At 63.5% G+C, this 25,069-nt stretch carries 29 protein-coding genes; 15 read left to right on the top strand and 14 right to left on the bottom strand.

What is annotated here, in order from left to right; translation table 11 throughout:
* The first annotated feature begins 19 nt into the window (after positions 1–19).
* Positions 20–565 (top strand): gamma carbonic anhydrase family protein, encoded by a 546-nt coding sequence (locus H7993_RS12655; protein WP_185794601.1) that lies wholly within the window; start codon positions 20–22, stop codon positions 563–565.
* A 4-nt stretch (positions 566–569) separates the two neighbouring features.
* Positions 570–1,226 carry an HAD family hydrolase gene (locus H7993_RS12660; RefSeq protein WP_185794602.1) on the top strand — a complete coding sequence of 219 codons (657 nt, stop codon included), beginning with the start codon at positions 570–572 and terminating at the stop codon, positions 1,224–1,226.
* Positions 1,227–1,366: 140 nt separating this feature from the next.
* Here the strand turns inward: H7993_RS12660 and H7993_RS12665 are convergent, their stop codons facing one another.
* The gene (locus H7993_RS12665; RefSeq protein WP_185794603.1) at positions 1,367–2,452 is read right to left on the bottom strand and encodes an aminopeptidase; all 1,086 of its coding nucleotides are present in this window, start codon (positions 2,450–2,452) and stop codon (positions 1,367–1,369) included.
* 83 nt (positions 2,453–2,535) lie between these two features.
* On the opposite strand from H7993_RS12665, the gene H7993_RS12670 reads away from it, so the two are divergent.
* Positions 2,536–2,949, top strand: coding sequence for a PA0061/PA0062 family lipoprotein (locus H7993_RS12670; protein WP_185794604.1), 414 nt, complete (start codon positions 2,536–2,538; stop codon positions 2,947–2,949).
* A gap of 109 nt (positions 2,950–3,058) precedes the next feature.
* The gene (locus H7993_RS12675) at positions 3,059–3,472 is read left to right on the top strand and encodes a PA0061/PA0062 family lipoprotein (protein WP_185794605.1); all 414 of its coding nucleotides are present in this window, start codon (positions 3,059–3,061) and stop codon (positions 3,470–3,472) included.
* Between the two features lie 50 nt (positions 3,473–3,522).
* On the opposite strand, the gene H7993_RS12680 is transcribed toward H7993_RS12675, so the two are convergent.
* Together H7993_RS12680 and H7993_RS12685 are read right to left on the bottom strand one after the other, a co-directional pair.
* Positions 3,523–3,756, bottom strand: coding sequence for a DUF1161 domain-containing protein (locus H7993_RS12680; RefSeq protein WP_185794606.1), 234 nt, complete (start codon positions 3,754–3,756; stop codon positions 3,523–3,525).
* Between the two features lie 53 nt (positions 3,757–3,809).
* Positions 3,810–4,235: an OsmC family protein gene (locus H7993_RS12685; protein WP_122480139.1), complete on the bottom strand. Its 426-nt coding sequence runs from the start codon at positions 4,233–4,235 to the stop codon at positions 3,810–3,812.
* 197 nt (positions 4,236–4,432) lie between these two features.
* On the opposite strand from H7993_RS12685, the gene H7993_RS12690 reads away from it, so the two are divergent.
* Positions 4,433–5,434 (top strand): LLM class flavin-dependent oxidoreductase, encoded by a 1,002-nt coding sequence (locus tag H7993_RS12690; protein ID WP_185794607.1) that lies wholly within the window; start codon positions 4,433–4,435, stop codon positions 5,432–5,434.
* A gap of 101 nt (positions 5,435–5,535) precedes the next feature.
* Here H7993_RS12690 and H7993_RS12695 read toward each other — a convergent pair whose 3' ends face one another.
* Both H7993_RS12695 and H7993_RS12700 read right to left on the bottom strand, forming a co-directional pair.
* Entirely contained in the window at positions 5,536–5,760 is a 225-nt protein-coding gene (locus H7993_RS12695) for a DUF1161 domain-containing protein (protein WP_122480071.1), read from the bottom strand.
* A 133-nt stretch (positions 5,761–5,893) separates the two neighbouring features.
* The gene (locus tag H7993_RS12700) at positions 5,894–6,109 is read right to left on the bottom strand and encodes a dodecin (protein WP_185794608.1); all 216 of its coding nucleotides are present in this window, start codon (positions 6,107–6,109) and stop codon (positions 5,894–5,896) included.
* A gap of 145 nt (positions 6,110–6,254) precedes the next feature.
* Between H7993_RS12700 and H7993_RS12705 the strand changes: the two genes are divergently transcribed.
* Positions 6,255–6,578 carry an ElaB/YgaM/YqjD family protein gene (locus H7993_RS12705; RefSeq protein WP_185794609.1) on the top strand — a complete coding sequence of 108 codons (324 nt, stop codon included), beginning with the start codon at positions 6,255–6,257 and terminating at the stop codon, positions 6,576–6,578.
* Here H7993_RS12705 and H7993_RS12710 read toward each other — a convergent pair.
* On the bottom strand, positions 6,575–7,471 hold the full coding sequence (locus H7993_RS12710; RefSeq protein ID WP_185794610.1) for a LysR family transcriptional regulator: 897 nt from the start codon (positions 7,469–7,471) through the stop codon (positions 6,575–6,577). The two genes, H7993_RS12705 and H7993_RS12710, sit on opposite strands and share 4 nt — an antisense overlap.
* A 106-nt stretch (positions 7,472–7,577) precedes the next feature.
* Between H7993_RS12710 and trpB the strand changes: the two genes are divergently transcribed.
* Together trpB and trpA are read left to right on the top strand one after the other, a co-directional pair.
* On the top strand, positions 7,578–8,801 hold the full coding sequence (trpB, locus tag H7993_RS12715) for a tryptophan synthase subunit beta (RefSeq protein ID WP_185794611.1): 1,224 nt from the start codon (positions 7,578–7,580) through the stop codon (positions 8,799–8,801).
* A complete protein-coding gene (gene trpA, locus H7993_RS12720; protein ID WP_185794612.1) occupies positions 8,798–9,610 on the top strand; it encodes a tryptophan synthase subunit alpha in 813 nt (270 codons plus the stop codon). Before trpB ends, trpA begins: the two co-directional genes overlap by 4 nt.
* A gap of 86 nt (positions 9,611–9,696) precedes the next feature.
* Here the strand turns inward: trpA and H7993_RS12725 are convergent, their stop codons facing one another.
* Positions 9,697–10,605, bottom strand: coding sequence for a choline sulfate utilization transcriptional regulator (locus H7993_RS12725; protein WP_185794613.1), 909 nt, complete (start codon positions 10,603–10,605; stop codon positions 9,697–9,699).
* 114 nt (positions 10,606–10,719) lie between these two features.
* On the opposite strand from H7993_RS12725, the gene betC reads away from it, so the two are divergent.
* Together betC and choX are read left to right on the top strand one after the other, a co-directional pair.
* Positions 10,720–12,231, top strand: a complete 1,512-nt coding sequence (betC, locus tag H7993_RS12730; RefSeq protein WP_185794614.1) for a choline-sulfatase — start codon at positions 10,720–10,722, stop codon at positions 12,229–12,231.
* Positions 12,232–12,269: 38 nt separating this feature from the next.
* Positions 12,270–13,190 carry a choline ABC transporter substrate-binding protein gene (choX, locus tag H7993_RS12735; RefSeq protein ID WP_185794615.1) on the top strand — a complete coding sequence of 307 codons (921 nt, stop codon included), beginning with the start codon at positions 12,270–12,272 and terminating at the stop codon, positions 13,188–13,190.
* A gap of 92 nt (positions 13,191–13,282) precedes the next feature.
* Here the strand turns inward: choX and aroE are convergent, their stop codons facing one another.
* Together aroE and hemF are read right to left on the bottom strand one after the other, a co-directional pair.
* Positions 13,283–14,107: a shikimate dehydrogenase gene (gene aroE, locus H7993_RS12740; RefSeq protein ID WP_122480137.1), complete on the bottom strand. Its 825-nt coding sequence runs from the start codon at positions 14,105–14,107 to the stop codon at positions 13,283–13,285.
* A 17-nt stretch (positions 14,108–14,124) separates the two neighbouring features.
* Positions 14,125–15,048 carry an oxygen-dependent coproporphyrinogen oxidase gene (gene hemF, locus H7993_RS12745; RefSeq protein WP_185794616.1) on the bottom strand — a complete coding sequence of 308 codons (924 nt, stop codon included), beginning with the start codon at positions 15,046–15,048 and terminating at the stop codon, positions 14,125–14,127.
* A gap of 165 nt (positions 15,049–15,213) precedes the next feature.
* Here hemF and H7993_RS12750 point away from each other — a divergent pair, with 165 nt between their 5' ends.
* Complete coding sequence (locus tag H7993_RS12750; protein WP_185794617.1) at positions 15,214–16,185, top strand: NADPH:quinone reductase; 972 nt, start codon at positions 15,214–15,216, stop codon at positions 16,183–16,185.
* A gap of 42 nt (positions 16,186–16,227) precedes the next feature.
* Here the strand turns inward: H7993_RS12750 and tsaC are convergent, their stop codons facing one another.
* From tsaC to H7993_RS12765, 3 genes are all read right to left on the bottom strand, one after another.
* The gene (tsaC, locus tag H7993_RS12755) at positions 16,228–16,782 is read right to left on the bottom strand and encodes an L-threonylcarbamoyladenylate synthase type 1 TsaC (protein WP_122480061.1); all 555 of its coding nucleotides are present in this window, start codon (positions 16,780–16,782) and stop codon (positions 16,228–16,230) included.
* A gap of 37 nt (positions 16,783–16,819) precedes the next feature.
* A complete protein-coding gene (gene dprA, locus H7993_RS12760) occupies positions 16,820–17,926 on the bottom strand; it encodes a DNA-processing protein DprA (protein ID WP_185794618.1) in 1,107 nt (368 codons plus the stop codon).
* A gap of 117 nt (positions 17,927–18,043) precedes the next feature.
* A complete protein-coding gene (locus H7993_RS12765; protein WP_122480059.1) occupies positions 18,044–19,069 on the bottom strand; it encodes a LysM peptidoglycan-binding domain-containing protein in 1,026 nt (341 codons plus the stop codon).
* Between the two features lie 71 nt (positions 19,070–19,140).
* On the opposite strand from H7993_RS12765, the gene def reads away from it, so the two are divergent.
* From def to trkA, 4 genes are all read left to right on the top strand, one after another.
* Positions 19,141–19,647 (top strand): peptide deformylase, encoded by a 507-nt coding sequence (def, locus tag H7993_RS12770; RefSeq protein WP_122480058.1) that lies wholly within the window; start codon positions 19,141–19,143, stop codon positions 19,645–19,647.
* Positions 19,648–19,775: 128 nt separating this feature from the next.
* Positions 19,776–20,708, top strand: a complete 933-nt coding sequence (gene fmt, locus H7993_RS12775; RefSeq protein WP_185794619.1) for a methionyl-tRNA formyltransferase — start codon at positions 19,776–19,778, stop codon at positions 20,706–20,708.
* A complete protein-coding gene (gene rsmB / locus H7993_RS12780) occupies positions 20,705–22,018 on the top strand; it encodes a 16S rRNA (cytosine(967)-C(5))-methyltransferase RsmB (protein WP_185794620.1) in 1,314 nt (437 codons plus the stop codon). The genes fmt and rsmB overlap by 4 nt, the downstream gene beginning before the upstream one ends.
* 13 nt (positions 22,019–22,031) lie before the next feature.
* Positions 22,032–23,405, top strand: a complete 1,374-nt coding sequence (trkA, locus tag H7993_RS12785; protein ID WP_122480055.1) for a Trk system potassium transporter TrkA — start codon at positions 22,032–22,034, stop codon at positions 23,403–23,405.
* Between the two features lie 127 nt (positions 23,406–23,532).
* On the opposite strand, the gene H7993_RS12790 is transcribed toward trkA, so the two are convergent.
* Entirely contained in the window at positions 23,533–24,420 is an 888-nt protein-coding gene (locus tag H7993_RS12790; protein ID WP_122480054.1) for a lysophospholipid acyltransferase, read from the bottom strand.
* A gap of 37 nt (positions 24,421–24,457) precedes the next feature.
* Positions 24,458–25,009: a DNA-3-methyladenine glycosylase I gene (locus H7993_RS12795; RefSeq protein ID WP_185794621.1), complete on the bottom strand. Its 552-nt coding sequence runs from the start codon at positions 25,007–25,009 to the stop codon at positions 24,458–24,460.
* Positions 25,010–25,069: the final 60 nt, after the last annotated feature.

Here is a 25,069-nt window from a genome sequence, read left to right on the forward strand (position 1 = left end):
AACACAGAGGATGCCTATCGTGGCTATTCGCACATTCCAGCAGCATACGCCGCGCCTTGGCGAACGCGCCTTCGTCGACCGCTCGGCGGTGGTCATCGGCGACGTCGAGATCGGCGCCGACAGTTCGATCTGGCCGCTGACCGTGGTGCGCGCAGACATGCACCGCATCCGCATCGGCAAGCGCACCAGCGTGCAGGATGCCAGTGTGCTGCACATCACCCATGCCGGCCCGTTCAATCCGGACGGTTTTCCGTTGCTGATCGGTGACGACGTGACCATCGGCCACAAGGTCATGCTGCACGGCTGCACCCTGGGCAATCGCATCCTGGTCGGCATGGGCAGCACGGTCATGGATGGTGCCGTAGTGGAGGACGATGTGATCATCGGCGCTGGCAGCCTGGTGCCGCCGGGCAAGCGCCTGCCCAGCGGCTTCCTGTATGTGGGCAGCCCGGCCCGCCAGGCCCGGCCACTGACCGACAAGGAACGCGCGTTCTTCACCTACACCGCAGGCAACTACGTGAAGCTCAAGGACCAACACCTGGCCGAAGGCTTCGACAAGGACTGATTCCGTGCACTATCAAACTATCCTGTTCGACCTCGACGGCACCCTGACCGACCCGCGCGAGGGCATCACCCGCTCCATCCAGTATGCCTTGGCCAAACTGGGCATCGACGAACCCGATCTGCGCAACCTGGAGCATTTCATTGGCCCACCCCTGCTGGAGCAGTTCATGCACGCCTATGGTTTCGACGAAGCCCGCGCCTGGCAGGCAGTGAACTTCTACCGCGAGCGTTTCCGCGTCACGGGCCTGTATGAAAACCAGATCTTCGCCGGTGTCATCGCGCTGCTCGAAACATTGCAGGCGCAGGGCCGGCATTTGTACATCGCCACGTCCAAACCCTGGGAGTTCGCCCGGGAAATCGCCCGCCATTTCGATTTCGCCAGGCACTTCAAGGTCATCTACGGCAGCGAGCTCGACGGCACGCGAACCGACAAGGTGCAACTGATCGCTCATATCCTCGAGCAGGAAGGGCTGCAGCCGACGCAGACCTTGATGGTCGGCGACCGCAAGCATGACCTGATCGGTGCTCGGCTCAATGGCCTGGATTGCGCGGCGGTGGGCTATGGGTTCGGTTCGCGGGAAGAGCTGGTCCTGGAAAATCCGACGTATCATTTCGACACGTTGCAGGCGCTGCATGAGGCGTTTTTGCAAGGCGCGGGATGATGCGGTGAAGGTGCGGGCCTCTTCGCGGCCACTGGCCGCTCCTACGGGGATTCGTGCAGCGGTGTAGATACCGGGTTACGCAAGGCTTCGTGTAGGAGCGGCCAGTGGCCGCGAAAGGGCCCGAGAAACCACTGCAACCTTCATCTGCCCAACCGATTCAACTCGGTCCTGCGCTGGTCCATCGGTAACTTGCCCAGCTTTTCCGCGTGGGCATAGAACGCCTGCCAATCACCATTGACCTGCCGGAACAGGCCGGCGAACGCCGGCACCCATTGGTCGTACAATCCGAACGGCAGCAGCTTGGCATTGTTCATCGGCCCATTCATCCAGGCATCGAAACGCCGGTCGCCACCCCAGCGTTCATCGCGCAACTGGCGATACTCGCGGCGCAGGTGCTCGAACTCGGCAGCCTTGCCTGCGCGCATGGCCTCGGCCGACAGCGGCTGTGCGTACAGCGCACCCAGGCGTTCGCGGGTCTCGAGCACCAGCCGGGTGAACTGCTCACGTTGTAGTGCAGGTGTGCCTGCCGCCTTTGCCAAACCGCGCCAGGCCCGCCACTGCCGAGTGCCCTCCTGCTCGACGAAGGTGGCGAAGGACTCGTTGAACTCGGTGTCGTCCTGCACATACACGCGCTGATGCGCCAGCTCATGGAAGATCAGCGTGGCCAGGCGCTCGTCGCCCCAGCCCAGCATGGTGTTGAGAATCGGATCATCGAACCAGCCCAAGGTCGAGTAGGCTTCGACGCCGCCGATGTACACATCCCGGCCCGACAGCTTCTGCAGCGCCGCTTCGCCCCGCGCGCCGGATTGGCTGTAGTAGCCGCGGTAGGCAACGCACCCCGCGATGGGAAAGCAGTGGGTCAACGGGGCGAGGGAAAACTCGGGCGTGGCGAACACGTTCCACACCACCAGCGGCCGACCGATGTCGGCATACAGCCGATAGCTGCGGTTGTCCGGCAGGTGCAGATGCGCGCTGGCGAAATCGCGAGCGGCCTGGGCACGCTGCAACTGCTCGCGCAGACGTGGATCGCGCGAGGGGTCGACCAGGATCCGCGCCACCGGCTCACGCGCCTGCAGCAGCTGCCACTGGCCTTGCATCAACTGGCCGTAATAGCCGACGCTGGTGCAACCGCTGAGCAGGAACAGCAGGCACAGGGGAACAAAAGCGCGCAAACCGCGGTCGAGTGCGGCAAGAATGGAACGACGAACAACAACGAATTCATGCATGTGGTTTTCCATGGCCAGGCCCGCCAGCGAGCAGGTGTTATCGGCGCTGACCCTGCATCTTACGATCCCATCAGGAGAATTCCATGCGCGCATTGATCATTGCTGGCGGCATGCTGGCCCTTGCCGGCTGCGCCGGTCTGCCCGACCCGGACCCCAACCAGGCCTGGATCGATCTGCAGGCCAACGGGCACAACGCCCTGCAGGCGACCCAAGTCGACGAGCGGGAATGGGGCGACACCCGTTATTTCGAAGTCGAACCCGGCAGCCATGAGCTGACCGTGCGCTTGCAGTTTCCCGTGCAGCCGACCAACATCGGCCCAGTCCCCGCGCCGCTGTGGCGCAATTGCGAACTGAACCTCACCTATGCCGGCTTCGACGCGGGGCAGCGGTATTTTCTGGAAGCCGGCAGCGTCGGCTTTCGCCCGTGGGCCAAGCTCTACGACGAGCAGCGCAAACTGGTAGGCCAGGCGCAACCTGCGGGCTGCCAGAGCGCCTGAGCACGGGCCTGAACATGGCCACCGTCGGCGGCGACTCGCAGCGCCGACGCAAAGCTTCTAGACTCGACCTTTGTCCTGCTCACTTTTTTCCTGCAGCCAAGGAGCTTCCATGCGCGCCGTGCTCGCCCTGTTGACCCTCGCCACGCTCGCTGGCTGCGCCAATCCGCCGTTGCCGGCCGTTGACCCTGGCAAGGCCTGGATCGAGATGTTCACCACGACCGGTCGCCTGGTCATGGCAGAAAGTCTGGATGGTCGCAAACTCAATGACGGGCGCTACTTCCAGGTAGATCCGGGCAGCCATGAGCTGGAAGTGCGTTTCGACTACGAAATGTACGCCGGTGGCGGGCTGGTCAACGACCCGTTCGACCGTACCTGCTACCTGACCGTGCGCTATGACGGCTTCAAGGCAGGCCAGCGCTACCGCCTGGAGGGCAGGGCAATTGCCATGCAGGCCAGTGCGCGTCTGTACGATTCAAACCGGGAGATCGTTGCCGAAGACCGGGCGATTCACTGCATTCCCTGAATCCAGGCGCAGCAGTGCACCACTGAACGACGACAGCGGATGCCGTGGGATCAGGTGTCGTTCTTTTGATAGATGATCTTGCGCGTGCCGTTGTCGCAGGACCCCACCACCATGCTCGGATCCTTGGCGTCCAGATTGTCGACGATTTCCAGGGTGTAGGACACAACGCCTGCCCCTTGGATCTTGGCTTCGATCTCGGCCTTCAATTCTTCACACGACTTGGGTGTCGCCAACGCCGAGGTTGCCAGGACACCGCACGTCATCGCCAAAATGAATCGTTTCATGGGCAATTCTCCAGGTGAGTGAGCAGTGTACGGCAACCGGGCGCAAACCTACCTCAAGATTCCAGCTTAGCGTCCAGAGTGATCTGGGCGTTCAGCACTTTCGACACTGGGCAACCTTCTTTGGCCTTGTTGGCCAGTTCTTCGAACTTCGCCTGGTCGATGTTGGGGATCTTCGCCGACATGGTCAGTTTGATGGCGGTGATCGCGAAACCTTCGCCTTCCTTGTCCAGCGTAACCTCGGCCGTTGTGTTGATCTGGTCTGGCGTGAAGCCTTCGCCACCCAGGATCATCGAGAAGGCCATGGAGAAGCAGCCGGCATGGGCCGCGCCGATCAATTCTTCAGGGTTGGTGCCTGGCTGGCCTTCAAAGCGGGTGTTGAAACCATAGGGGTTGCTTTTCAGGGCGCCGCTTTGCGTCGAGATCTCGCCCTTGCCGGTTTTCAGATCGCCTTTCCAGACAGCCGATGCGGTTTTCTTGATGCTCATAAAGCCTCCTTGATGGGCGCGACGGGTTCGCGCGGTGACAAGTGTTCAGAGGCCACGGCGCGAGGCAAGTTCAGCGCCGTTCTGACCGCTGGCTATTGAATCCGAATGATAAGCCCATATTGATTACACACTCGGTAGCAAAGATGCGCGGGGCATCCCACCTGCCACATACCCACAGGATGCCAATGATCATGACTGGTTTGACCGATACGAAATACTCCGTCCTCGACCTTGTACCAGTGCGTGCCGACCACGGCCCGGCGCGGTCGCTGCACAACGCGCTGGACCTGGCGCGCCATGCCGAAACCTGGGGCTACAACCGTTTCTGGGTAGCCGAGCATCACAACATGGACGGTATCGCCAGCTCGGCGACCTCGGTGCTGCTGGGCTATCTGGCGGGGGGCACTTCGTCGATCCGCGTCGGCTCGGGCGGGGTGATGCTGCCCAACCACGCGCCGCTGGTCATCGCCGAGCAGTTCGGCACGCTGGAAAGCCTGTATCCGGGACGGATCGACCTCGGCCTGGGCCGCGCGCCGGGGTCGGACCAGATGACCGCTCGAGCGCTGCGCCGTGAGCGCTCCGGCAGCGCCGACGACTTTCCCGACGACGTCCGCGAACTGATGGCCTATCTGGGTCCGCGTACTCCGGACCAGAAAGTGATTGCCGTGCCGGGCAGCGGTACCAACGTGCCGATCTGGTTGCTGGGCTCCAGCCTGTTCAGCGCGCAGCTGGCGGGCATGTACGGCCTGCCGTATGCCTTCGCTTCGCATTTTGCGCCACGCTACATGCATGAGGCGATTCGCGTCTATCGCGCCCACTTCCAGCCCTCCGAGGTGCTCGACAAGCCTTATGTGATGCTCGGGGTGCCTTTGGTGGCAGCCGACAGCGACGAGCATGCCGACTACCTGGCGACCTCGGTCTACCGCCGCATCCTCAACCTGATGCGTGGCCAGACCCTGGTGCAGCAGCCACCCGTGAAAAGCATGGAAGGGTTGTGGTTGCCCCATGAAAAGGCCGCGGTCGGGGACTTTCTGGGCCTGGCGATGGTGGGAGGACCGGCGAAGATCCGCGCCAAGCTGGACGTGCTGAAGGAACAGACTCAGGCAGATGAGCTGATCTTTACCTGCGATCTGTACGAGCATGCCGACCGCTTGCGGTCGTATGAGCTATTGGCGCAGGTGATGCAGGGCTGAGTCTTGCACCGACCTGGTGTATTGCGGGGTTCGTTTCGCGGCCGCTGACCGCTCCTACAGGGGATTTCGTTTTCTGTGGGAGCGGGGGGCGGCTGCAATCTTCAGCGCTTGTAGACGATAGCCTTGGTGCCGCCTTCACACGAACCGACTACCTGGAAACCGGCATCCGGAGTGACGTTGTCGACCACTTCCAGCGTGTAGCCCGACACGCCATTGGCGTCGATCTTCGCGGCGATTTCGCCCTTGAGTTCTTCACACGACTTGCCCGCAGCGAACGCGCCGCTTGCCAGGCTCAACAAACCCACAGCCAATAAAACTCGCTTCATCGCTTACATCCTTGGTCTGGTAGTGCCGGTTTAAAGACAAACGGCGGGCCGCCTGGATTCAGGTCGACACGCCGGTAATGTGTTGTAACTCAACCTATGGCATTCGGCCAGTCGGAAGATTCCGTGTTTTCTGTCAGCTGTTCTGGATACGGAAGCCGACTTTGAGTGTGACCTGGAAATGCGCCACGCGACCGTCTTCGATATGGCCACGGGTTTCGGTCACTTCGAACCATTCCATTTTCTCGATGCTTTTGCTCGCTTCGACCAACGCGTTGTTGATGGCGTCTTCGATGGTGGTGGTCGAGGAACCTACCAGTTCAACCTTCTTGTACGTGTGGTGATCGCTCATGATGCTCTCCATTCGGGTGGCTACTGAAGTGGTTGTCTACCTGTGTGGGGATTTCTGCGCTAAAAGTTCACACGCACTGCACTTTCATCTTGCAGCGCAGTCGGAATCTACACACGCTATTCACCACAATGAAGGAGAGTTACCCATGGCAATTTCGTCACGCAAAGCTTCGCTGCAGAGCATGGAAGCAGAAATCGAAAGCCTGCTCCGCTCCCTGGAAAGCCTGAAAGAAGATTCCACCGAGGAATCGCGCAAGGTGCTCAAGGCGCTGAAAGCCAACGCGGAATCCGCGCTGAGCCATTCGCGCAGCCTGATCAGCGACGCGTATGAAGAAGTTAAGGTCAAGACCAAGGAAACCGGTATTGCCACCCGTGACTACGCTCAGGAGCACCCTTGGGCCGCCGCTGGCGTAGCCGTTGGCGCGCTGGGCCTGATCGCCGCCTACCTGATGTGCAATCGCAACAACTAATCGACCTGGCGTTCGAGCTCCTGCGCAAGCCATAGCGCCAGTTGTCGGGCGCGCCCGTCTGCGGCGCGTCGCGGAACCCAAAGTGCCAGCCGCGCCGGGGTTTGCGTAAACCCCCATGGCGCGGCCAGGCGCCCGGCACGCAGGTCATCGACCACCAGCGGTTCGGGCGCGATGGCAATGCCCAGCCCAGCCACCGCCGCCTCCAGCAAATAATACAAATGCTCGAACCCCTGTCCCATGGTCAACGCCTCGGGATCCAGACCGTTGCGCCGTGCCCAGCTGGGCCAGGCCTGTGGCCGCGATGTGGTGTGCAGCAACGAGTGCCCGAGCAAGTCGCTGGCAGCACGGCTCTGCAAGGCTTCGAACCCTTGGAAGCGCGGGCTGAGTACCGGGCCGATACGCTCTTCGGCCAGCTCGTACACGTCCATGTCGGCGGGCCAGGGCGGCTCGGCGAACATCAGCAAGGCATCCAGCCCGGGACGGCGAGGGTCCAGGTCACCTTCGCCGGCCGAGAGGTGCAGGCGCAAGTCCGGCAGCTCGCTGTTCAGCCGACCCAATCGAGGTATGAACCAGCGCGCCAGCAAGCTTCCCGAGCACCCCAGAACGAACGGTGCCTGAGCCTGGGCCTGGCTGAGCTCCGTACAGACCAGACGCAAACGCTCGAAGGCCTCGGCGCTGGCATCGCGCAGTCGAATGCCGGCATCTGTGAGTTTCAAGCCACGTCCCTGCTTGACGAACAATGCGATGCCCAGATGCTCTTCAAGCACTTTCAACTGTCTGCTCACGGCACCGTGGGTAACGCTCAGGTAGTCAGCCGCCTTGCTGACGCTGTTGAGCCGGGCAGTGGCTTCGAACGCTTTGAGGGCATTCAGCGGGGGCAGGTCACGGCTCATGGTATTGTGAGAAATCCTGACAGGTTGTCGAGATCTTATCGGTTTTCTTCGATCGTTGTCGTGGGTACAGTGGCTACATCGTCATTCAATTCCCCTGGAGCTTCGCATGACCCAGACCAATCTTCGCAGTGGCCCTGACAGCAACGGCCTGTTCGGCGCCTTCGGTGGCCGCTACGTCGCCGAAACCCTGATGCCGCTGGTGCTGGAGCTGGCTCGCGAATACGAAGCCGCCAAGGCCGATCCCGAATTTCTCGAGCAGCTCGCCTACTTCCAACGCGACTACATCGGCCGGCCCAACCCGCTGTATTTCGCCGAGCGCCTGACCGAACACTGCGGCGGGGCGAAAATCTACTTCAAGCGCGAAGAGCTCAACCACACCGGCGCGCACAAGGTGAACAACTGCATCGGCCAGGTGCTGCTGGCCAAGCGCATGGGCAAGAAGCGCCTGATCGCCGAGACCGGCGCCGGCATGCACGGCGTGGCCACGGCCACGGTGGCAGCTCGGTTCGGCTTGCCTTGCGTTATCTACATGGGCGCCACGGATATCGAGCGCCAGCAGGCCAACGTGTTTCGCATGAAGCTGCTGGGCGCTGAGATCGTGCCGGTCACTTCCGGTACCGGCACCTTGAAAGATGCCATGAACGACGCCTTGCGCGATTGGGTCACCAATGTCGACGACACCTTTTACCTGATTGGCACGGTGGCCGGCCCGCACCCTTATCCGGCCATGGTTCGCGACTTCCAGTCGATCATCGGCAAGGAAACCCGCGAGCAGTTGCAAGAGAAGGAAGGGCGCCTGCCCGACAGCCTGGTGGCTTGCGTAGGTGGCGGTTCCAATGCCATGGGCCTGTTCCATCCTTTCCTGGATGACAGCAGCGTGGAAATCATCGGTGTCGAAGCCGCCGGCCATGGCGTGGATTCCGGCAAGCATGCCGCCAGCCTCAACGGCGGCGTGCCCGGCGTACTGCACGGCAACCGTACCTATCTGCTGCAGGACGACGATGGGCAGATCACCGACGCGCACTCCATCTCGGCCGGCCTGGACTACCCCGGCATCGGCCCTGAACACGCCTTTCTGCATGAAATCAAGCGCGTGAACTACACCAGCATCACCGATGAAGAGGCACTGGCCGCGTTCCACGCCACCTGCCGCCTGGAAGGCATCATCCCGGCGCTGGAAACCGCCCACGCCCTGGCCGAGGCCATGAAGCGCGCGCCAACATTGCCCGCCGACCATCTGATGGTGGTGTGCCTGTCCGGCCGCGGCGACAAGGACATGCAAACCGTCATGAGCCATATGGGCGCCCACCCGAAGGAGACACTGGCATGAGCCGCCTCGAACAACGCTTCGCCGACCTCAAGGCCGAAGGCCGCGCCGCGCTGGTGACGTTCGTCACGGCAGGCGACCCAGGCTACGATGCTTCGCTGTCCATCCTCAAAGGCTTGCCGGCTGCCGGCGCCGATGTGATCGAACTGGGCATGCCCTTCACCGATCCGATGGCCGACGGCCTGGCCATCCAGCTGGCGACCCTGCGCGCACTCAACGCCGGGCAGACGCTGGCGAAAACCTTGCAGATGGTCCGCGAATTCCGCGTCGACGACAGCACCACGCCGATCGTGCTGATGGGTTACTACAACCCGATCCACCGCTTCGGCGTCGAAGCCTTCGTGGCCCAGGCCAAGGAAGCCGGTGTCGACGGCCTGATCATCGTCGACCTGCCGCCCGAGCACGACGGCGAACTCGCCACCCCGGCGCAAGCCTCGGGTATCGACTTCATTCGCCTGACCACCCCCACCACCGATGATGCGCGCCTGCCACGGGTGCTGGAGCGCAGCTCCGGCTTCGTCTACTACGTGTCGGTGGCCGGCGTGACCGGTGCAGGCTCGGCCACCACCGAGCATGTCGGCGCTGCCATCGAGCGACTGCGCCGGCACACCCACCTGCCGATCAGCGTCGGCTTCGGCATCCGCACGCCCGACCAGGCCGCCGCCATCGCCCGGCTCGCGGACGGCGTAGTGGTCGGCTCGGCCCTGGTCGACAAGATCGCCAACGCCCAGCATCACGGCCAGGCCGTAGAGGATGTGTTGTCGCTGTGCAGTGCCCTGGCCCAAGGCGTACGCAGTGCTCGTGTGCAGTGAATCCGAGAGTATTGACCCAGGGCACACTCCTGGCCCGTGCAAAGCCAGCGGCCAGAGCGACATAGAAGGGTGAAAGGAACAGGCAGCTATCGCCCGCCTTGTTCCTCCATCACCCAATCCAGAAAGCGCTGCACCATCTGCCCGCGGCGCTTGCGTTGCGGGACGACCACGTAATAGCCCAACGCCGATGTTGCGCTGCCCTGAAGAGGGCGGCACAGCAGCTCTTGATCCAGCAGCGCATCCACCAAGTGCCGCCAACCGATGGCGACGCCCTGACCAGCGATGGCCGCCTGGATCAGCAAGGTGTAGTTATCGAAACGCAACTGGCCGGGGGCAGGCACACCTGGAATGTGCAGCGCGCGAAACACGTCGTTCCAGTCGAACCACTGGCTGCTGTGCTCGCCGCGCAGGTGCAGCAACGGCAACTCGATCCAGGCATCCAGCGCCAACGGCTGACGGTAACCGGCCAGCAGGCGCGGGCTGCACACTGGATACACCTCTTCGTTGAACAACCAATGGCTTTCGCCCTGGCGAAACCGACCATCGCCAAACAGCACCGCGACGTCGATATCGGGCCGGAGCAGGGCGTGACTGCGCTCGCTGGTGACCAGGCTGACATCGACCTGTGGATAACGTTGATGGAAGCGGTGCAGCCGCGGCATCAACCAGTACGCCGCGAAGGCGAAGTCAGTCGACACCTGCAGCACCTCGTGCTGAGTCTGCGCGGTGATTGCCTGCAAGCCGTCGTCGATGCGTTGCAGCCCCGCCTGGACCGACTCGAACAGCGCAAGGCCGGCGTCCGTCAGGACGATGCCACGGTAGATGCGGTCGAACAGGCGAGTGCCCAGCTGTTCCTCCAGACGCTTGATCTGCTGGCTGATGGCTGGCTGAGTGGTGCCCAATTCGACAGCCGCTGCCGTGAAGCCATGCAGACGCGCCGCTGACTCGAAGGCACGCAACAGGTCGAGGGACAAACCGCCGATACTTTCATACATAAGCTGCGCTTATCCTAGGTATTGTCGATAGCGGGCTTTACCACGTGGGACAAGGGCCGCATTCTGGGCTAACGCAATCTCGCATCACTCCCGACTATGGAATGCCCTGAGCCGATGAAGCGCAAGAACATTCTTTTCATCATGGCCGATCAGATGGCCGCACCCATGCTGCCGATCTACGCGCCATCACCGATCAAGCTGCCGAACATCAGCCGTTTGGCCGAGACCGGGGTGGTCTTCGATGCGGCCTACTGCAACAGCCCGCTGTGCGCGCCTTCGCGCTTCACATTGGTCAGCGGCCAGTTGCCGAGCAAGATCGGCGCCTACGACAACGCTGCCGACTTTGCCGCCGACGTGCCGACCTATGCCCACTACCTGCGGCGCCTGGGTTACCGCACCGCACTGTCGGGCAAGATGCATTTCTGTGGCCCGGACCAGCTGCACGGCTACGAGGAACGCCTGACCAGCGATATCTACCCGGCCGACTACGGCTGGGCGGTCAATTGGGACGAACCCGACGTTCGCCCCAGCTGGTACCACAATATGTCCTCGGTGTTGCAGGCTGGCCCGTGCGTGCGCACCAACCAGCTGGATTTCGATGAAGAGGTGGTCTTCAAAGCCCAGCAGTACCTGTTCGATCACATTCGCGAAGACGGCGATCGGCCATTCTGTCTGACGGTTTCGATGACCCATCCGCACGACCCTTACACCATTCCCAAGCCGTTCTGGGACCTGTACCGCGACGAAGACATTCCACTGCCTCAGGATGTACCGGACCAGGCCGCGCTGGACCCCCACTCGCAACGCCTGCTCAAGGTCTATGACCTGTGGGACAAGCCCCTGCCCGTGAACAAGATCCGCGATGCACGCCGCGCCTACTTCGGTGCGTGCAGCTACATCGATCACAACGTCGGCAAACTGCTGCAGACCCTGGAAGAAACCGGGTTGGCCGACGACACCATCATCGTCTTCTCCGGCGATCACGGTGACATGCTCGGCGAGCGTGGGCTCTGGTACAAGATGCACTGGTTCGAGATGGCCGCGCGGGTGCCGCTGCTGGTTTGCGCGCCCGGGCAGTTCAAGCCAGGGCGAGTGCAGGCCGCAGTCTCTACCGCCGACCTGCTGCCGACCTTCGTCGAGCTGGCCGGTGGCGAACTGGAACCCGGCCTGCCGCTGGACGGACGTTCGCTAGTGGCCCATCTGCAGGGTGAAAAGGGGCATGACGAAGCGTTCGGTGAATACATGGCCGAAGGTACCCACAGCCCGTTGATGATGATCCGCCGTGGCGCGATGAAATTTATCTACAGCGAGGTCGACCCTTGCCTACTCTATGACGTGGATAACGACCCACGCGAACGTGAAGACCTGAGCCAGTCACCCCCGCACCGGGCACTGTTCGAGGCTTTCATGAGTGAAGCCCGCCGCAAATGGGACATGCCGGCGATACACCAACAGGTGCTCGCCAGCCAGCGCCGACGCCGCTTCGTGGCCGGCGCACTGGCCCAAGGCAATCTGAAGAGCTGGGACCACCAGCCGCTGGTGGACGCCAGTCAGCAGTACATGCGCAACCATATCGACCTGGACGACCTGGAGCGCAAGGCACGTTACCCACAACCCTGCCCATAACATTCGAAGCTCTGAGGGGAAGTCGCATGAAGGTCACCATGAAGATATCCACAGCCCTGGCCGCCGGTTGGCTGGCCGTTGCCGGGACCACGGCGGTCGCCGACGAACAACGCTGCGAGACGGTGAAGATGGCCGACCCGGGCTGGAGCGACATTGCCGCCACCAACGCGCTCACCAGCCTGGTGCTGGAAGGCATGGGTTACCGGCCCAAGATCGACACCCTGGCGGTGCCGATCATCTTTGGCGGTCTCAAGGATGGCCAGGTGGATGTCTTCCTCGGCAACTGGATGCCGGCCCAGCAGGGTTTCTACGACAAGTTCGTGGCCAATGGTGACGTGGTGCAGTACGCCAAGAACCTGGACGGCACCGAGTTCACCCTGGCCGTCCCCGACTACGTGTATGACGCGGGTGTGAAGGATTTCGCCGACCTGGACAAGCACGCCGACAAGTTCGGCAAGAAGATCTACGGGATCGGTTCAGGAGCACCGGCCAACCTCTCGCTGGCCGAGATCATCAAGAAGAACGAGTTCGGCCTGGGTGACTGGAAACTGGTGGAGTCCAGCGAGCAGGCGATGCTGACCGAGGTCAATCGCAACGTGAAGAAGAAGTCGTTCGTGGTCTTCCTCGGCTGGACGCCGCACCCGATGAACGTGCAGATCAAGCTCAAGTACCTGACCGGTGGCGAGAAGTATTTCGGCTCGACCGGCACCGTGCACACCCTGACCCGCAAGGGCTATGCCGAGAGTTGCCCGAACACCGGCAAGCTGCTCAGCAATCTGGTGTTCACCCAGGACATGGAGAACAGCATCATGGCCGATGTGGCCAACAACAAGAAAACCAGCGCACAGGCGGCGCAGGCCTGGCTGAAAGCCAATCCGGCGGTGCTGGAGAAGTGGCTGGAAGGTGTGAAAACGCTGGATGGCAAGGACGCGCTGCCGGCGGTACGCGCGAAGCTTTGATTTGACGGGCTTTGATTTGATGGGTGTCAGTCATGGCCCCTTCGCGGGCAGAGAGCTCGCGAAGAGGCCTTCACTGACACCCTTCAATCAACTCAACCCGCCGCCATCTCCCGGCGCAGCTGGCTCAGCACCGGTGCCGTATCCACCGCCACGCCGCGCCAGTAGGTGAACGCTTCGGCTGCCTGCTCGACCAGCATCCCGAAACCGTCCAGCGACAGCCGTGCGCCGTGTTCGCTGGCCCAGCGGCAAAACGGCGTTGGCTCCTTGCCATACATCATGTCATAGCAGACCGTCACACCGGGCTCGATCAGGCTGGCGGCGATCGGTGGCAGATCGCCCGCCAGGCTCGCCGACGTGGCATTGATGATGATATCCACCGGTTCCTCCAGCCAATCGAAGCCACTGGCCGCCACCGGGCCCAGGTCAGCGAACAGCTGCGCCAGCTGTTCGGCTTTCTCGACCGTGCGGTTGGCGATCACCAGTGACAGTGGCTGCTGTTCGAGCAACGGCTCGACCACTCCACGCACCGCGCCGCCGGCACCCAACAGCAGAATGCGCTTGCCCTGCAAGGTCACGCCGGCGTTGTTGACCAGGTCGCGCACCAGCCCCACGCCGTCGGTATTGTCGCCACGCAGGCTGCCATCGGGCAGCCGACTGAGCATGTTCACCGCGCCGGCGCGCTGCGCGCGCGGGGTCAGTACGCTGCACAGGCCGAACGCCTGCTCCTTGAACGGTACGGTGACGTTGGCGCCCAGCCCTTCTTCGAAAAAGCCCAAGGCACTGCGGGTGAAGTCGTCGATGGGCGCCAGCCGTGTGTCGTATACCAGCGCCTGGCCCGTCTGCTCGGCAAACAAACGGTGAATGGCGGGTGATTTGCTGTGCCCCACCGGGTTGCCGAAAACCACGTAACTGTCCATGCGAATCGGTTCCTGAATCATAGGGGAGGGGTCTGCGCCAGCCAGTCGCGATCCTGCAGAAAGTAGTCGGTGAGCCGCGCTTCCTCGCTGCCAGGTACGGCTTTCCAGTCATAGCCCCAACGCACCTGCGGCGGCAGTGACATCAGGATCGACTCGGTACGGCCACCCGACTGCAGGCCGAACAGCGTACCGCGGTCGTAGACCAGGTTGAACTCGACGTAGCGCCCGCGGCGGAACTCCTGGAATTCACGCTGCTGCGCGGTGAACGCCATGGCCTTACGCCGCTGCACGATGGGCAGGTAGGCGTCGATGAAGGCATCGCCGATGGCGCGCATGAAGGCGAAGCTGGTGTCGAAATCCCATTCATTCAGGTCATCGAAGAACAGGCCGCCCACGCCTCGTGGCTCGCCCCGGTGCTTGAGATGGAAATAGCGGTCGCACCAGGCCTTGTAGCGTGGATAGACATCGGCGCCAAAGGGCTCGCAGGCTTGTTGCGCGACACGATGCCAGTGGATGCAATCTTCCTCGTGAGCGTAGTAGGGCGTCAGGTCGAAGCCGCCGCCGAACCACCAGACGGCCTCTTCGCCTTCCTTTTCGGCAATGAAGAACCGCACGTTGGCGTGGGAGGTAGGCACGTGCGGATTGTGCGGGTGGATCACCAGCGACACGCCCAGTGCTTCGAAGCCGCGGCCGGCCAGCTCCGGTCGATGGGCGCTGGCCGAAGGTGGCAGGCCGGTGCCGAATACATGGGAAAAGTTGACCCCGCCTTTCTCGATCAACTCACCGTCTGCAATCACCCGGGTGCGCCCGCCGCCGCCCGCTGCGCGCGTCCAGGCATCTTCGACGAAGTGCGCGCCGCCGTCTTCGGCCTGCATGGCGTGGCAGATTCGATCCTGCAGATCGAGCAGATAGGCTTTCACGGCCTCTGTGCGGGTAGTCATGGCATCACCTTGAAAAAGGGCAAATACCGCCAGCGGCCTGGGAACACGCCTGACCGGCGATCAAGTCGGCGCGTAGCATAGCATCGCTCACCGCGTGCGGCAGTTGACGCCGATCAAGCAAAGGCGTCCGATAGGCCCTCGCCCAACGACAGCAGGAGTGAGCAGATGGCAAAGCGTATCCAGTTCGGTTCCACCGGCGGCCCGGAAGTCCTCGAGTTCGTCGACTTCGAGCCCAGGCAACCGGGCCCGCAAGACATTCGCGTACGCAATCACGCCGTGGGCGTGAACTACATCGACAACTACTTCCGCAGCGGCCTGTACCCGACGCCACTGCCTTCGGGCCTGGGCACCGAGGCCGCTGGCGTGGTCGAGGCAGTCGGCAGCGAGGTGGACCAGTTCAAGGTCGGCGACCGTGTGGCCTACGCAGGTGGCCCCCTGGGCGCCTACAGCGATCTGCACGTGCTGCCGGCGGCCATGGCCGTACGCCTGCCGTCGAGCATCAGCTTCGAACAGGCCGCTGCGGTGATGCTCAAGGGCCTGACCGTGCAATACCTGCTGCGTCAGACCTACAAGGTCGAGGCCGGCGAAACCATCCTGTTCCATGCCGCCGCCGGTGGTGTGGGCTCGCTGGCCTGCCAATGGGCGGCAGCACTGGGCGTGAAGCTGATCGGCACCGTCAGCTCGCCCGCCAAGGCCGAACGGGCCAAGGCCCTGGGTGCCTGGGAGGTGATCGACTACAGCCACGAAGACGTGGCCAAGCGAGTGCTCGAATTGACCGACGGCAAGAAATGCCCGGTGGTGTACGACGGTGTCGGCAAGGACACTTGGGAAACCTCGCTGGACTGTCTCCAGCTGCGCGGCTTGATGGTCAGCTTCGGCAATGCGTCGGGTGCGGTCAGTGGGGTCAACCTGGGCATCCTGTCGCAGAAGGGCTCGCTGTACGTGACTCGCCCGACCCTGGCCAGCTACGCCGTGCCCGGCGCAGTACAGGGCATGGCCGACGAGCTGTTCGAGATGATCGCCAGCGGCAAGCTCAAGGTCGACGTCAGCCAGCAGTACGCACTGAGCGATGCCGCCAAGGCGCAGACCGCACTCGCCGCGCGCGAAACGGTGGGCTCGACCATCCTGCTACCATGAAACCAGGCAGGGAGCCCCGTGAACGCGGCTCCCTGCCTGGCCTCAGGGCCTGATCACTTCACCGGTGATCAGGTCGCGAATCACGCTCGGGCTCTTGCGCCCGCCCAGCGCACCGCCCAGCACGACGTCCACTTCGCCACGAAAGTATTGCTCGACGCGCAGACGGCTACGCGCGGCCGGGCGACCTTGGCGATTGGCGGAGGTCGACACCAGCGGCCCGACCAGCGCGCACAGCTCCCGCACCTGCGGGTGATCGCTCACGCGCAGGGCCACGGAATCGTGGATACCGGTGATCCATTCGGGTAGCAGGCCCTGGTGAGGCACCAGCCAGGTGTTCGGGCCGGGCCAGGTACTGGCCATGCGATCGATCCACTCTTCGGGAAAATCCTCGAACAGAAAGTCGAACTGCCGGATGTTGTCGGCGATCAGGATCAGGCCCTTGTCGACCGAGCGCTCCTTGATGGCCAGCAAGCGATACACCGCTTCTTCGTCCCATGGATCGCAACCCAATCCCCAGACAGCTTCGGTAGGGTAGGCGATCACCGCGCCCGCTCGGATCTCGCGCGCCGCTTGCTGCACACGCCAACTGCTCACCATCTGCTGTCACTCCCATTGAAGACTGCCGCCAGTGTACTTAGCTGGCCCGTGCAAACCAACGCCCCGCCTGGCTGACCACGCGCCCCTGCATCTCCAGCTCGGTAAGTTGCGCCATCACCCGCGGCAACGGCCATCCCAACGCCGTGGCCAAGCCTTCGGTGGTTTGCGCGGCGGCCACCAGCACCTCAAGCAGCGGATCGGCAGGCTGGGCTGGCGCCGCCGGCAGGACCGGTGGCAGACGCTGCCAGCCCTGCAACCCTTCAAGAATATGATCGATGGTCTCGACCAGTTGCGCGCCATCGCGGATCAACTGATGACAACCGCGTGCGCCGGGGTGATGAATGGAGCCGGGCAGCGCCCACACCTCGCGGCCATGCTCGGCGGCCAGCCTTGCGGTGATCAGTGAACCGCTGGCCGGGCTGGCCTCGATGACCAGCACACCCAGCGACAGACCGCTGATGATCCGATTGCGTCGAGGAAAGTTGCCCGGCTGCGCCTGCGCGTCGAGGGGAAACTCGGAAACCAGCGCACCCTTGCGCTCGACGATGGCCTGGGCGAGCGCGCGATGCTTCTGTGGATAAAGTTTTTCCAGACCGGTGCCCAATACCCCGATGGTGTGCCCACCCACCTCCAGCGCACCTTGATGCGCCGCCCCGTCCACACCCAGGGCCAGGCCACTGGTGATGGCAAATCCCGCCGCTGCCAGGCTGCGGGCGAAGGCCCGGGCGTTGTCCAGGCCGGGCGGCGAAGCGCGGCGACTGCCGACCACGGCGATCTGCGGCCGCTCCAGCACACCGGCGTCGCCGCGTACGAACAACAGCGGCGGTGGATCGGCGATTTCCTTGAGCAGGGCGGGGTAGTCGGCGTGGTCCCACATCAGCAAATGCTGATGCGGACGCTCTAGCCAGGCCATTGCAGCCGCCGCGTCGCGATGGAGGCAGGGGTCGCGGCGGGCCTGGGCACTGGCGTCGCTGCCGCCGGCCCCGCGCCATTGCCCGACTGGCGCAGCAAGCGCCGAACGCGCGCTGCCGAAGTGCGCAACGAGCTTGTGGAAGCGTTGCGGGCCGATTTCCGGCAGCACGTGCAAGCGCAGGCGCGCCTCGAGTTCGGAAAGGGTGTGAGCAGTGGTATCGAAAAGCGGCATCCGATCATCCTTGAATCGGCAGGCCCGCGGACAGCTGGACAAGCTGTGGATAACTCTGTGCACAAAAGTATCGGAAAGCGCCCGGGCGTGACCTCGTCATGCCCGGTGCCCTATGCGCTACGGGTTGCCTACCTTGTCCATCACTGCCAACGAGCGGTTGGCGTTGAGGATCAAACCATAGCTCAGCTTTTCATAAGTGCGGAACACCATAAGCAGCCCGGAGCGCTCGTCGGGGACCTTGACCTGCTCGCCGGTGATACGATCGCGCACTGTCTCGCCGGTCTTGTACACCGCGAGAACGTTGCCCTCGCGCAGTCCGTCGCGCGTTCCGCGGTTCAAGGTGACCACGTCGTACTTGCCGATCTGTGTAACACCTCGTGGCACATCAATGATCACACCACGAATGTCAGTCTCTGGCGCGCTGGGGAAAAACGTCGAATTGACCGCGCGTTGTTCATCGCTGAACAGCCGGTCGCCCAGGCGGACCTCTTCGCGCGAGCGTTGCAGTACCAAGGTAGAGATATCCCCCTCGGTCGCGACGATCTCGCCGCCGCCGATGTTGTCGGCGTTGATACCCAGAAATTCCTGGGTGTCGGGGTCGATGTAGGTCTTGCCCTGGCGGAAGATGCCGTACACCGACTGCGCCGGGTCGAAGGCGCCACGTGCGTAGATGCGGTCGCCCATGCCACTGAGCACGCGCTCGGCATTGCCGGCCACGATGTAGGGGGCGGCGTTGAATTGCTCGACCGAATCCATGATGCGGTTGGTCAGCAGGAAGCTGTTGATCGATTCCAGCGGGATGCTGGGTATGGCCTCGGCCACGGGCGTGGTGCGCACCCTGGGCGAAAGCTTGATGGTGCCGCGCGAGGCGCCACGTTCGAGCATCAGCTGCGGCTGGCCGTTGACGAAGCCCAGCACCAGCGAGTCGCCAGGGTAGATGAGATCCGGGTTGGCGATCTGCGGGTTGGCGTGCCAGAGGTGTGGCCACTGCCACGGCTGGCTGAGAAACTTCCCGGAAATGTCCCACAATGTATCGCCACGCACCACCGTGTAGCGCTGTGGATAGCCGTCCCTGAGCTGCACTTGCGCCTGCGCCAGGCCGGCCATTGCCAGCATCAGCAGGGCGAGTAGTGATTTCCTCATGCCGTGAATCCCTTTATCATGTCTGCTCACGCGAAATAACGACTTTACCTCACAGTGCAGCACATACGCATATGGCTATTTTAAACATCCTCGAATTTCCAGACCCGCGCCTGCGTACCGTCGCCAAGCCGGTCACGGTGGTGGACGACAGCGTTCGCCAGCTTGTCGATGACATGTTTGAAACCATGTACGACGCCCCTGGCATCGGTTTGGCCGCCACCCAGATCAACGTGCACAAGCGCATCGTGGTCATGGACCTGTCCGAAGATCGCAGCGAACCACGGGTGTTCATCAACCCCGAGTTCGAGTCGCTGACCGACGAGATGGACCAGTACCAGGAAGGTTGCCTGTCGGTGCCCGGCTTCTACGAGAACGTCGATCGCCCGCAGAAGGTCAAGGTCACCGCGCTGGACCGCGACGGCAAATCCTACGAACTGATCGCCGAAGGCCTGCTGGCCGTGTGCATCCAGCACGAGTGCGATCACCTCAACGGCAAGCTGTTCGTCGACTACCTGTCCAACCTCAAGCGCGACCGCATCAAGAAAAAGCTGGAAAAACTGCACAAGCAGCAGGCCTGATTCCGGTGCCCTTGTAGGAGCGGCTAGTAGCCGCGAACAACGCACCTCGGTGCGTCAGGAAGGGCCCCTTCGCGGCTGCTAGCCGCTCCTACAAAGGGTTGCGGCCCACCCCCAACAGCGAGAACTCCATGCGCATCGTCTTCGCGGGCACTCCCGAGTTTGCCGCCGAACACCTCAAGGCCCTGCTGGCCACTTCGCACGACATCGTTGCCGTATACACCCAGCCCGATCGCCCGGCCGGGCGGGGGCAGAAACTCATGCAAAGCCCGGTCAAGCAATTGGCCCTGGAGCACGGCATTCCCGTCCTGCAGCCAGCGACCCTGCGCGACCCCCAGGCCCAGGCCGAGCTGCGCGCGCTGACGCCGGATTTGATGGTGGTGGTCGCCTATGGCCTGATCCTGCCGCAGGCGGTGCTCGACATCCCGCCGCTGGGCTGCATCAACAGCCATGCCTCGCTGCTGCCGCGCTGGCGCGGAGCGGCGCCGATCCAGCGGGCGATCCAGGCGGGCGACGCCCACAGCGGCGTTACCGTGATGCGCATGGAGGCGGGTCTGGATACCGGCCCGATGCTGCTCAAGGTCAGCACCCCGATCGCCGCCCACGACACCGGCGGCAGCCTGCACGACCGCTTGGCGCAGATGGGCCCACCGGCCGTGGTCCAGGCCATTGCCGGCCTGGCCGCCGCTACCCTGCAGGGCGAGGCGCAGGACGACAGCCTGGCCAACTACGCCCACAAGCTGGACAAGAACGAAGCGCGCATCGACTGGGCACAACCGGCCGTGGTGCTCGAGCGCCAGGTGCGGGCGTTTTTCCCTTGGCCTGTCTGCCACAGCACCTTGAATGGCGAAGCGCTGAAGGTGCTGGCCGCCAGTTTGGCCGAAGGCAGCGGCCGGCCAGGCGAAATCATCCAGGTCGACAAGGACGGGCTGACCATAGCCTGCGGTGAACAGGCCCTGCGCCTGACCCGCCTGCAGTTGCCGGGAGGCAAGCCGCTCGACTTCAGTGACCTGTTCAACAGCCGCCGCGATCGTTTCGTGGTCGGCACGGTGCTGGGCCAATGAACCCGCGCCTGGCGGCAGCCCGTGCCCTGGCCGCAGTACTCAACGGCAAGGCCTCGCTCAACAGCTCCCTGCCCCGGGAGCTGGACAAGGTCGAGGCGCGCGACCGTGGCCTTACCCAAGACCTGGCATTCGGCACCGCCCGCTGGCAGCCCCGTCTCGACGCGCTGGCCGAGCGCCTGCTGCAGAAGCCTTTCAAGGCCGCCGATGCCGATGTACATGGCTTGCTCCTGGTCGGGCTCTACCAGTTGCTGTACACCCGGATTCCAGCCCATGCCGCGATCGGCGAAACCGTCGGCTGTGCCGACAAGCTGAAGAAGCCCTGGGCCAAGGCGCTGCTCAATGCCGTGCTGCGCCGAGCCCAGCGTGAGAGCGAGGCCATTCTTGCCGAACTCGAACGTGACCCGGTGGTGCGCATGGCGCACCCGCGCTGGCTGCAGAAATCGCTGAAAGCCTTCTGGCCCGAGCAGTGGGAAGCCATCTGCGCCGCCAACAACGCTCATCCGCCGATGATCCTGCGGGTCAACCGTCGCCATCAGCCGCGCGATGCCTACCTGGGCCTGCTGGCCGAACAAGGCGTGGCGGCCCAGGCTTGCGTGTACAGCCGTGATGGCATCGTCCTGGCAGAAGCCTGCGACGTGCGCGGGCTGCCGGGCTTCAGCGAAGGCTGGATCAGCGTCCAGGATGAAGCAGCGCAACTGGCCGCCGAGCTGCTCGACCTGGCGCCCGGCCAGCGGGTACTCGACGCCTGCTGCGCGCCGGGCGGCAAGACCTGCCACATTCTGGAAGCCGAGCCGGCCCTGGCCACTGTGGTAGCCGTGGATCTCGAGGAAAAGCGTCTGGTTCGAGTGCGCGAGAACCTGCAGCGATTGGGGCTGCAAGCCCAGTTGATCGCAGCCGATGGCCGCGATACCCAAGCCTGGTGGGACGGTCAGCCGTTCCAGCGGATCCTGCTCGACGCCCCCTGTTCGGCCACTGGCGTGATCCGCCGCCATCCCGACATCAAGCTGACCCGCCAGCCCGACGACATTCCGGCCCTGGCCGTGCTGCAAGGGCAGTTGCTCGACGCCCTGTGGCCAACCCTGGAGGTCGGCGGGGTGCTGCTCTATGCCACCTGCTCGACACTGCCCACGGAAAATACCGAAGTCATCGAAGCGTTCCTGGCGCGCACGCCCGGCGCCCGCGAACTGGACCTGGCCACGTCCGCCGGCATCAAGCAGGCTCATGGCCGCCAATTGCTGGCACAAGAAGGCGGTCACGATGGCTTCTACTATGCCAAGCTGATCAAGATCGCCGCCGTACGCGGCCACTGACGGGGAGTAATGGATGAAGATCATCATCCTGGGCGCAGGTCAGGTGGGCGGCACGCTGGCCGAGCACCTGGCCGGCGAGGCGAATGACATCACCGTGGTCGATACCGACGCCGAACGCCTGCGCAACCTTGGCGATCGCCTGGACATCCGCACCGTGCAGGGCCGCGGCTCGTATCCGACAGTGCTGCGCCAGGCCGGTGCCGACGATGCCGACATGCTGGTGGCGGTGACCAACAGCGACGAGACCAACATGGTCGCCTGTCAGGTGGCCTACACCCTGTTCCATACCCCCACCAAGATCGCCCGGGTGCGCGAGTCGGCCTATCTCACCCGCGCCGGCCTGTTCAACAACGACGCCATTCCGGTGGATGTGCTGATCAGCCCGGAACAGGTGGTGACCAACTACATCAAGCGCCTGATCGAGTACCCCGGCGCCCTGCAGGTCATCGACTTCGCTGGCGGCAAGGCACAGCTGGTGGCGGTCAAGGCCTACTACGGCGGCCCGCTGGTGGGTCAGCAACTGCGGCAGATTCGTCACCACATGCCCAAGGTCGATACACGGGTGGCTGCCATCTTTCGCCGCGACCGGCCGATCCTGCCACGCGGCGACACGGTCATCGAAGCCGACGACGAGGTGTTCTTCATTGCAGCCCGCGAAGACATTCGCGCGGTGATGAGTGAACTGCGCCGGGTCGACCAGAGCAACAAGCGGGTAGTCATCGCCGGCGGCGGGCAGATCGGCGAGCGCCTGGCCGAGGCCATCGAAAGCCGCTACCAGGTGAAGATCATCGAGATGAACCCGGCACGCTGCCGCTACCTCTCCGATACCCTGGACAGCACCGTGGTGTTGCAGGGCAGCGCGTCCGACCGCGATCTGATGCTCGAAGAGAACATCGCCCAGGCCGATATCTTCCTGGCCCTGACCAACGACGACGAAGCCAACATCATGTCCTCGTTGCTGGCCAAGCGTTTGGGCGCGCGCAAGGTCATGACCATCATCAACAACCCGGCCTATGTCGACCTGGTCCAGGGGGGCGAAATCGATATCGCCCTGAGCCCGCAGCTGGCAACCATCGGTACCCTGCTGGCGCACGTAAGGCGGGGCGATATCGTCAGTGTGCACTCGCTACGCCGGGGCGCCGCGGAGGCCATCGAGGCCATCGCCCATGGCGACGCGCGTTCGAGCAAGGTGATCGGCAAGCCCATCGAAACCATCGACCTGCCGCCCGGAACGACGATCGGCGCGATCATTCGCGATGACCAGGTGATCATCGCGCACAGCGACACGGTGATCGAGGCCGGTGACCACGTGATCCTGTTCGTCGTGGACAAGAAATACATCCGCGACGTCGAGAAGCTTTTCCACGTCGGCCTGAGCTTCTTCTGACCCCCAGCCTCGCTCATCCAAAAAGCGGGCCGTCCAGGAGCCCGCTCTGTGAAAGCCGGTCTAGTGCAAGCATGTCCTGTGGGAGCGGGTCTCTGCCCGCGAAGAGGCCCCTACGCCAGCCGCTAGCTCAATACCACCTGGCCTCGCCGGCCGGCCGCTTCTTGAAGCGCTTCATGCTCCACATGTATTGGCTGGGATAGGCCCGCACGTACTTCTCGACCACCGCGCTCATGGCTGCCACCGAGGTATACGTGTCGGTGCTGTACATGCCCTCGGGTGCCGCTTCCAGGATCACCTTGTAGCCCGAACCATCGGGCAGGCGCACGGCATGCAGGAACACGCCGACGGCCTTGCCGCCGGCGAGCATGTTGGGCACGAACTTGCTGGTCAACGCCAGGGTGCCGAGAAACGGCACGAACAGCCCGGCCGATTCGGCCGGTTCCGGGTCGGCGGGAATGCCCACCTGGCCGCCCTTGCGCACCTCCTTGATGACACTGAGGATGCCTTCCTTGGTCGAGGCCGCAACGCGGTTGCCCAATTGCACCCGTTGCTTGCGCAACAGCTCGTCCACCGCCTTGAGCTTGGGTGGACGGTAGAAAATGATCGGCTTGCACTGGTTGCAGTAGAAGTGATTGAGCACTTCCCAATTGCCCAGGTGGCTGGTGATGCCGACCACGCCCTTGCCCGATGCCAGGGCATCCTTGAGCACGTCCAGCCCCTCGACCTCGCGCACCAGGTCGAGCGAGCGCTGGGCCGGCCAGATCCAGGCACAGGCGCTTTCGGTCAGGGTCTTGCCGATGTCCATCAGGCTGCGTCCTGCGAGGCGCTCGCGCTCGGCAGCGTCCATGTCCGGAAAACACTTGGCCAGGTTGATACGCACCACCTCGCGAGAGCGATTGGGCAGCTTCCACATCAACCAGCCGATGGCCGTGCCGACCCACTGCACGGTGCGCCACGGCAGCAGCGCAAACAACCGCAAGGCACCGACCATCAGTGCCCCTTTGAACTTATCCACAGATCACTCCTTAATTGCCCAGACGCCCATTCTAGCCTCAGCCGACCAGCTCGGCGTAGCGGTCGCAATCCTGGGTGTGGTCCATGACCATGCCCGAGGCCTGCATGAAGGCGTAGCAGATGGTCGGCCCGACGAAGGTGAAACCGGCTTTCTTCAGGGCCTTGCTCATGGCCCGGGCTTCTTCGGTTTCAGTGGGGATCTCGCTGCGATCGCGCCGATGGTTGACCCGCGGCTGCCCACCGACGAACGACCAGAGGAAGGCTGCCGGGTCTTCGAGCTGCAACCAGGCGCGGGCGTTCTTGCGTACACCGTTGAGCTTGAGACGATTGCGCACGATGCCCGGATCCTGCATCAGCACCTCGATTTCCTCGTCACTCATCTGCGCGAGGCGTTGCGGGTCGAAGCCGTGGAGCACCTGCCGATAGCGTTCACGCTTGCGCAGCACGGTGATCCACGACAGGCCGGCCTGGAACCCTTCCAGCGCAAGCAACTCGAACAGGGCGCCCGCCTCGCGCAGCGGCACGCCCCATTCAAGGTCATGGTAGGCCTGGTACAAGGGGTCTTGGGTACACCAAAAGCAGCGAGGCATTAGGGCTCCATGGGTAGAGGCGCCGCGGATTCGCGGTATACTCCCGCTCTTTATATTCGC

This window comes from Pseudomonas baltica, from assembly GCF_014235765.1.
GTDB classification, from domain to species: domain Bacteria; phylum Pseudomonadota; class Gammaproteobacteria; order Pseudomonadales; family Pseudomonadaceae; genus Aquipseudomonas; species Aquipseudomonas baltica.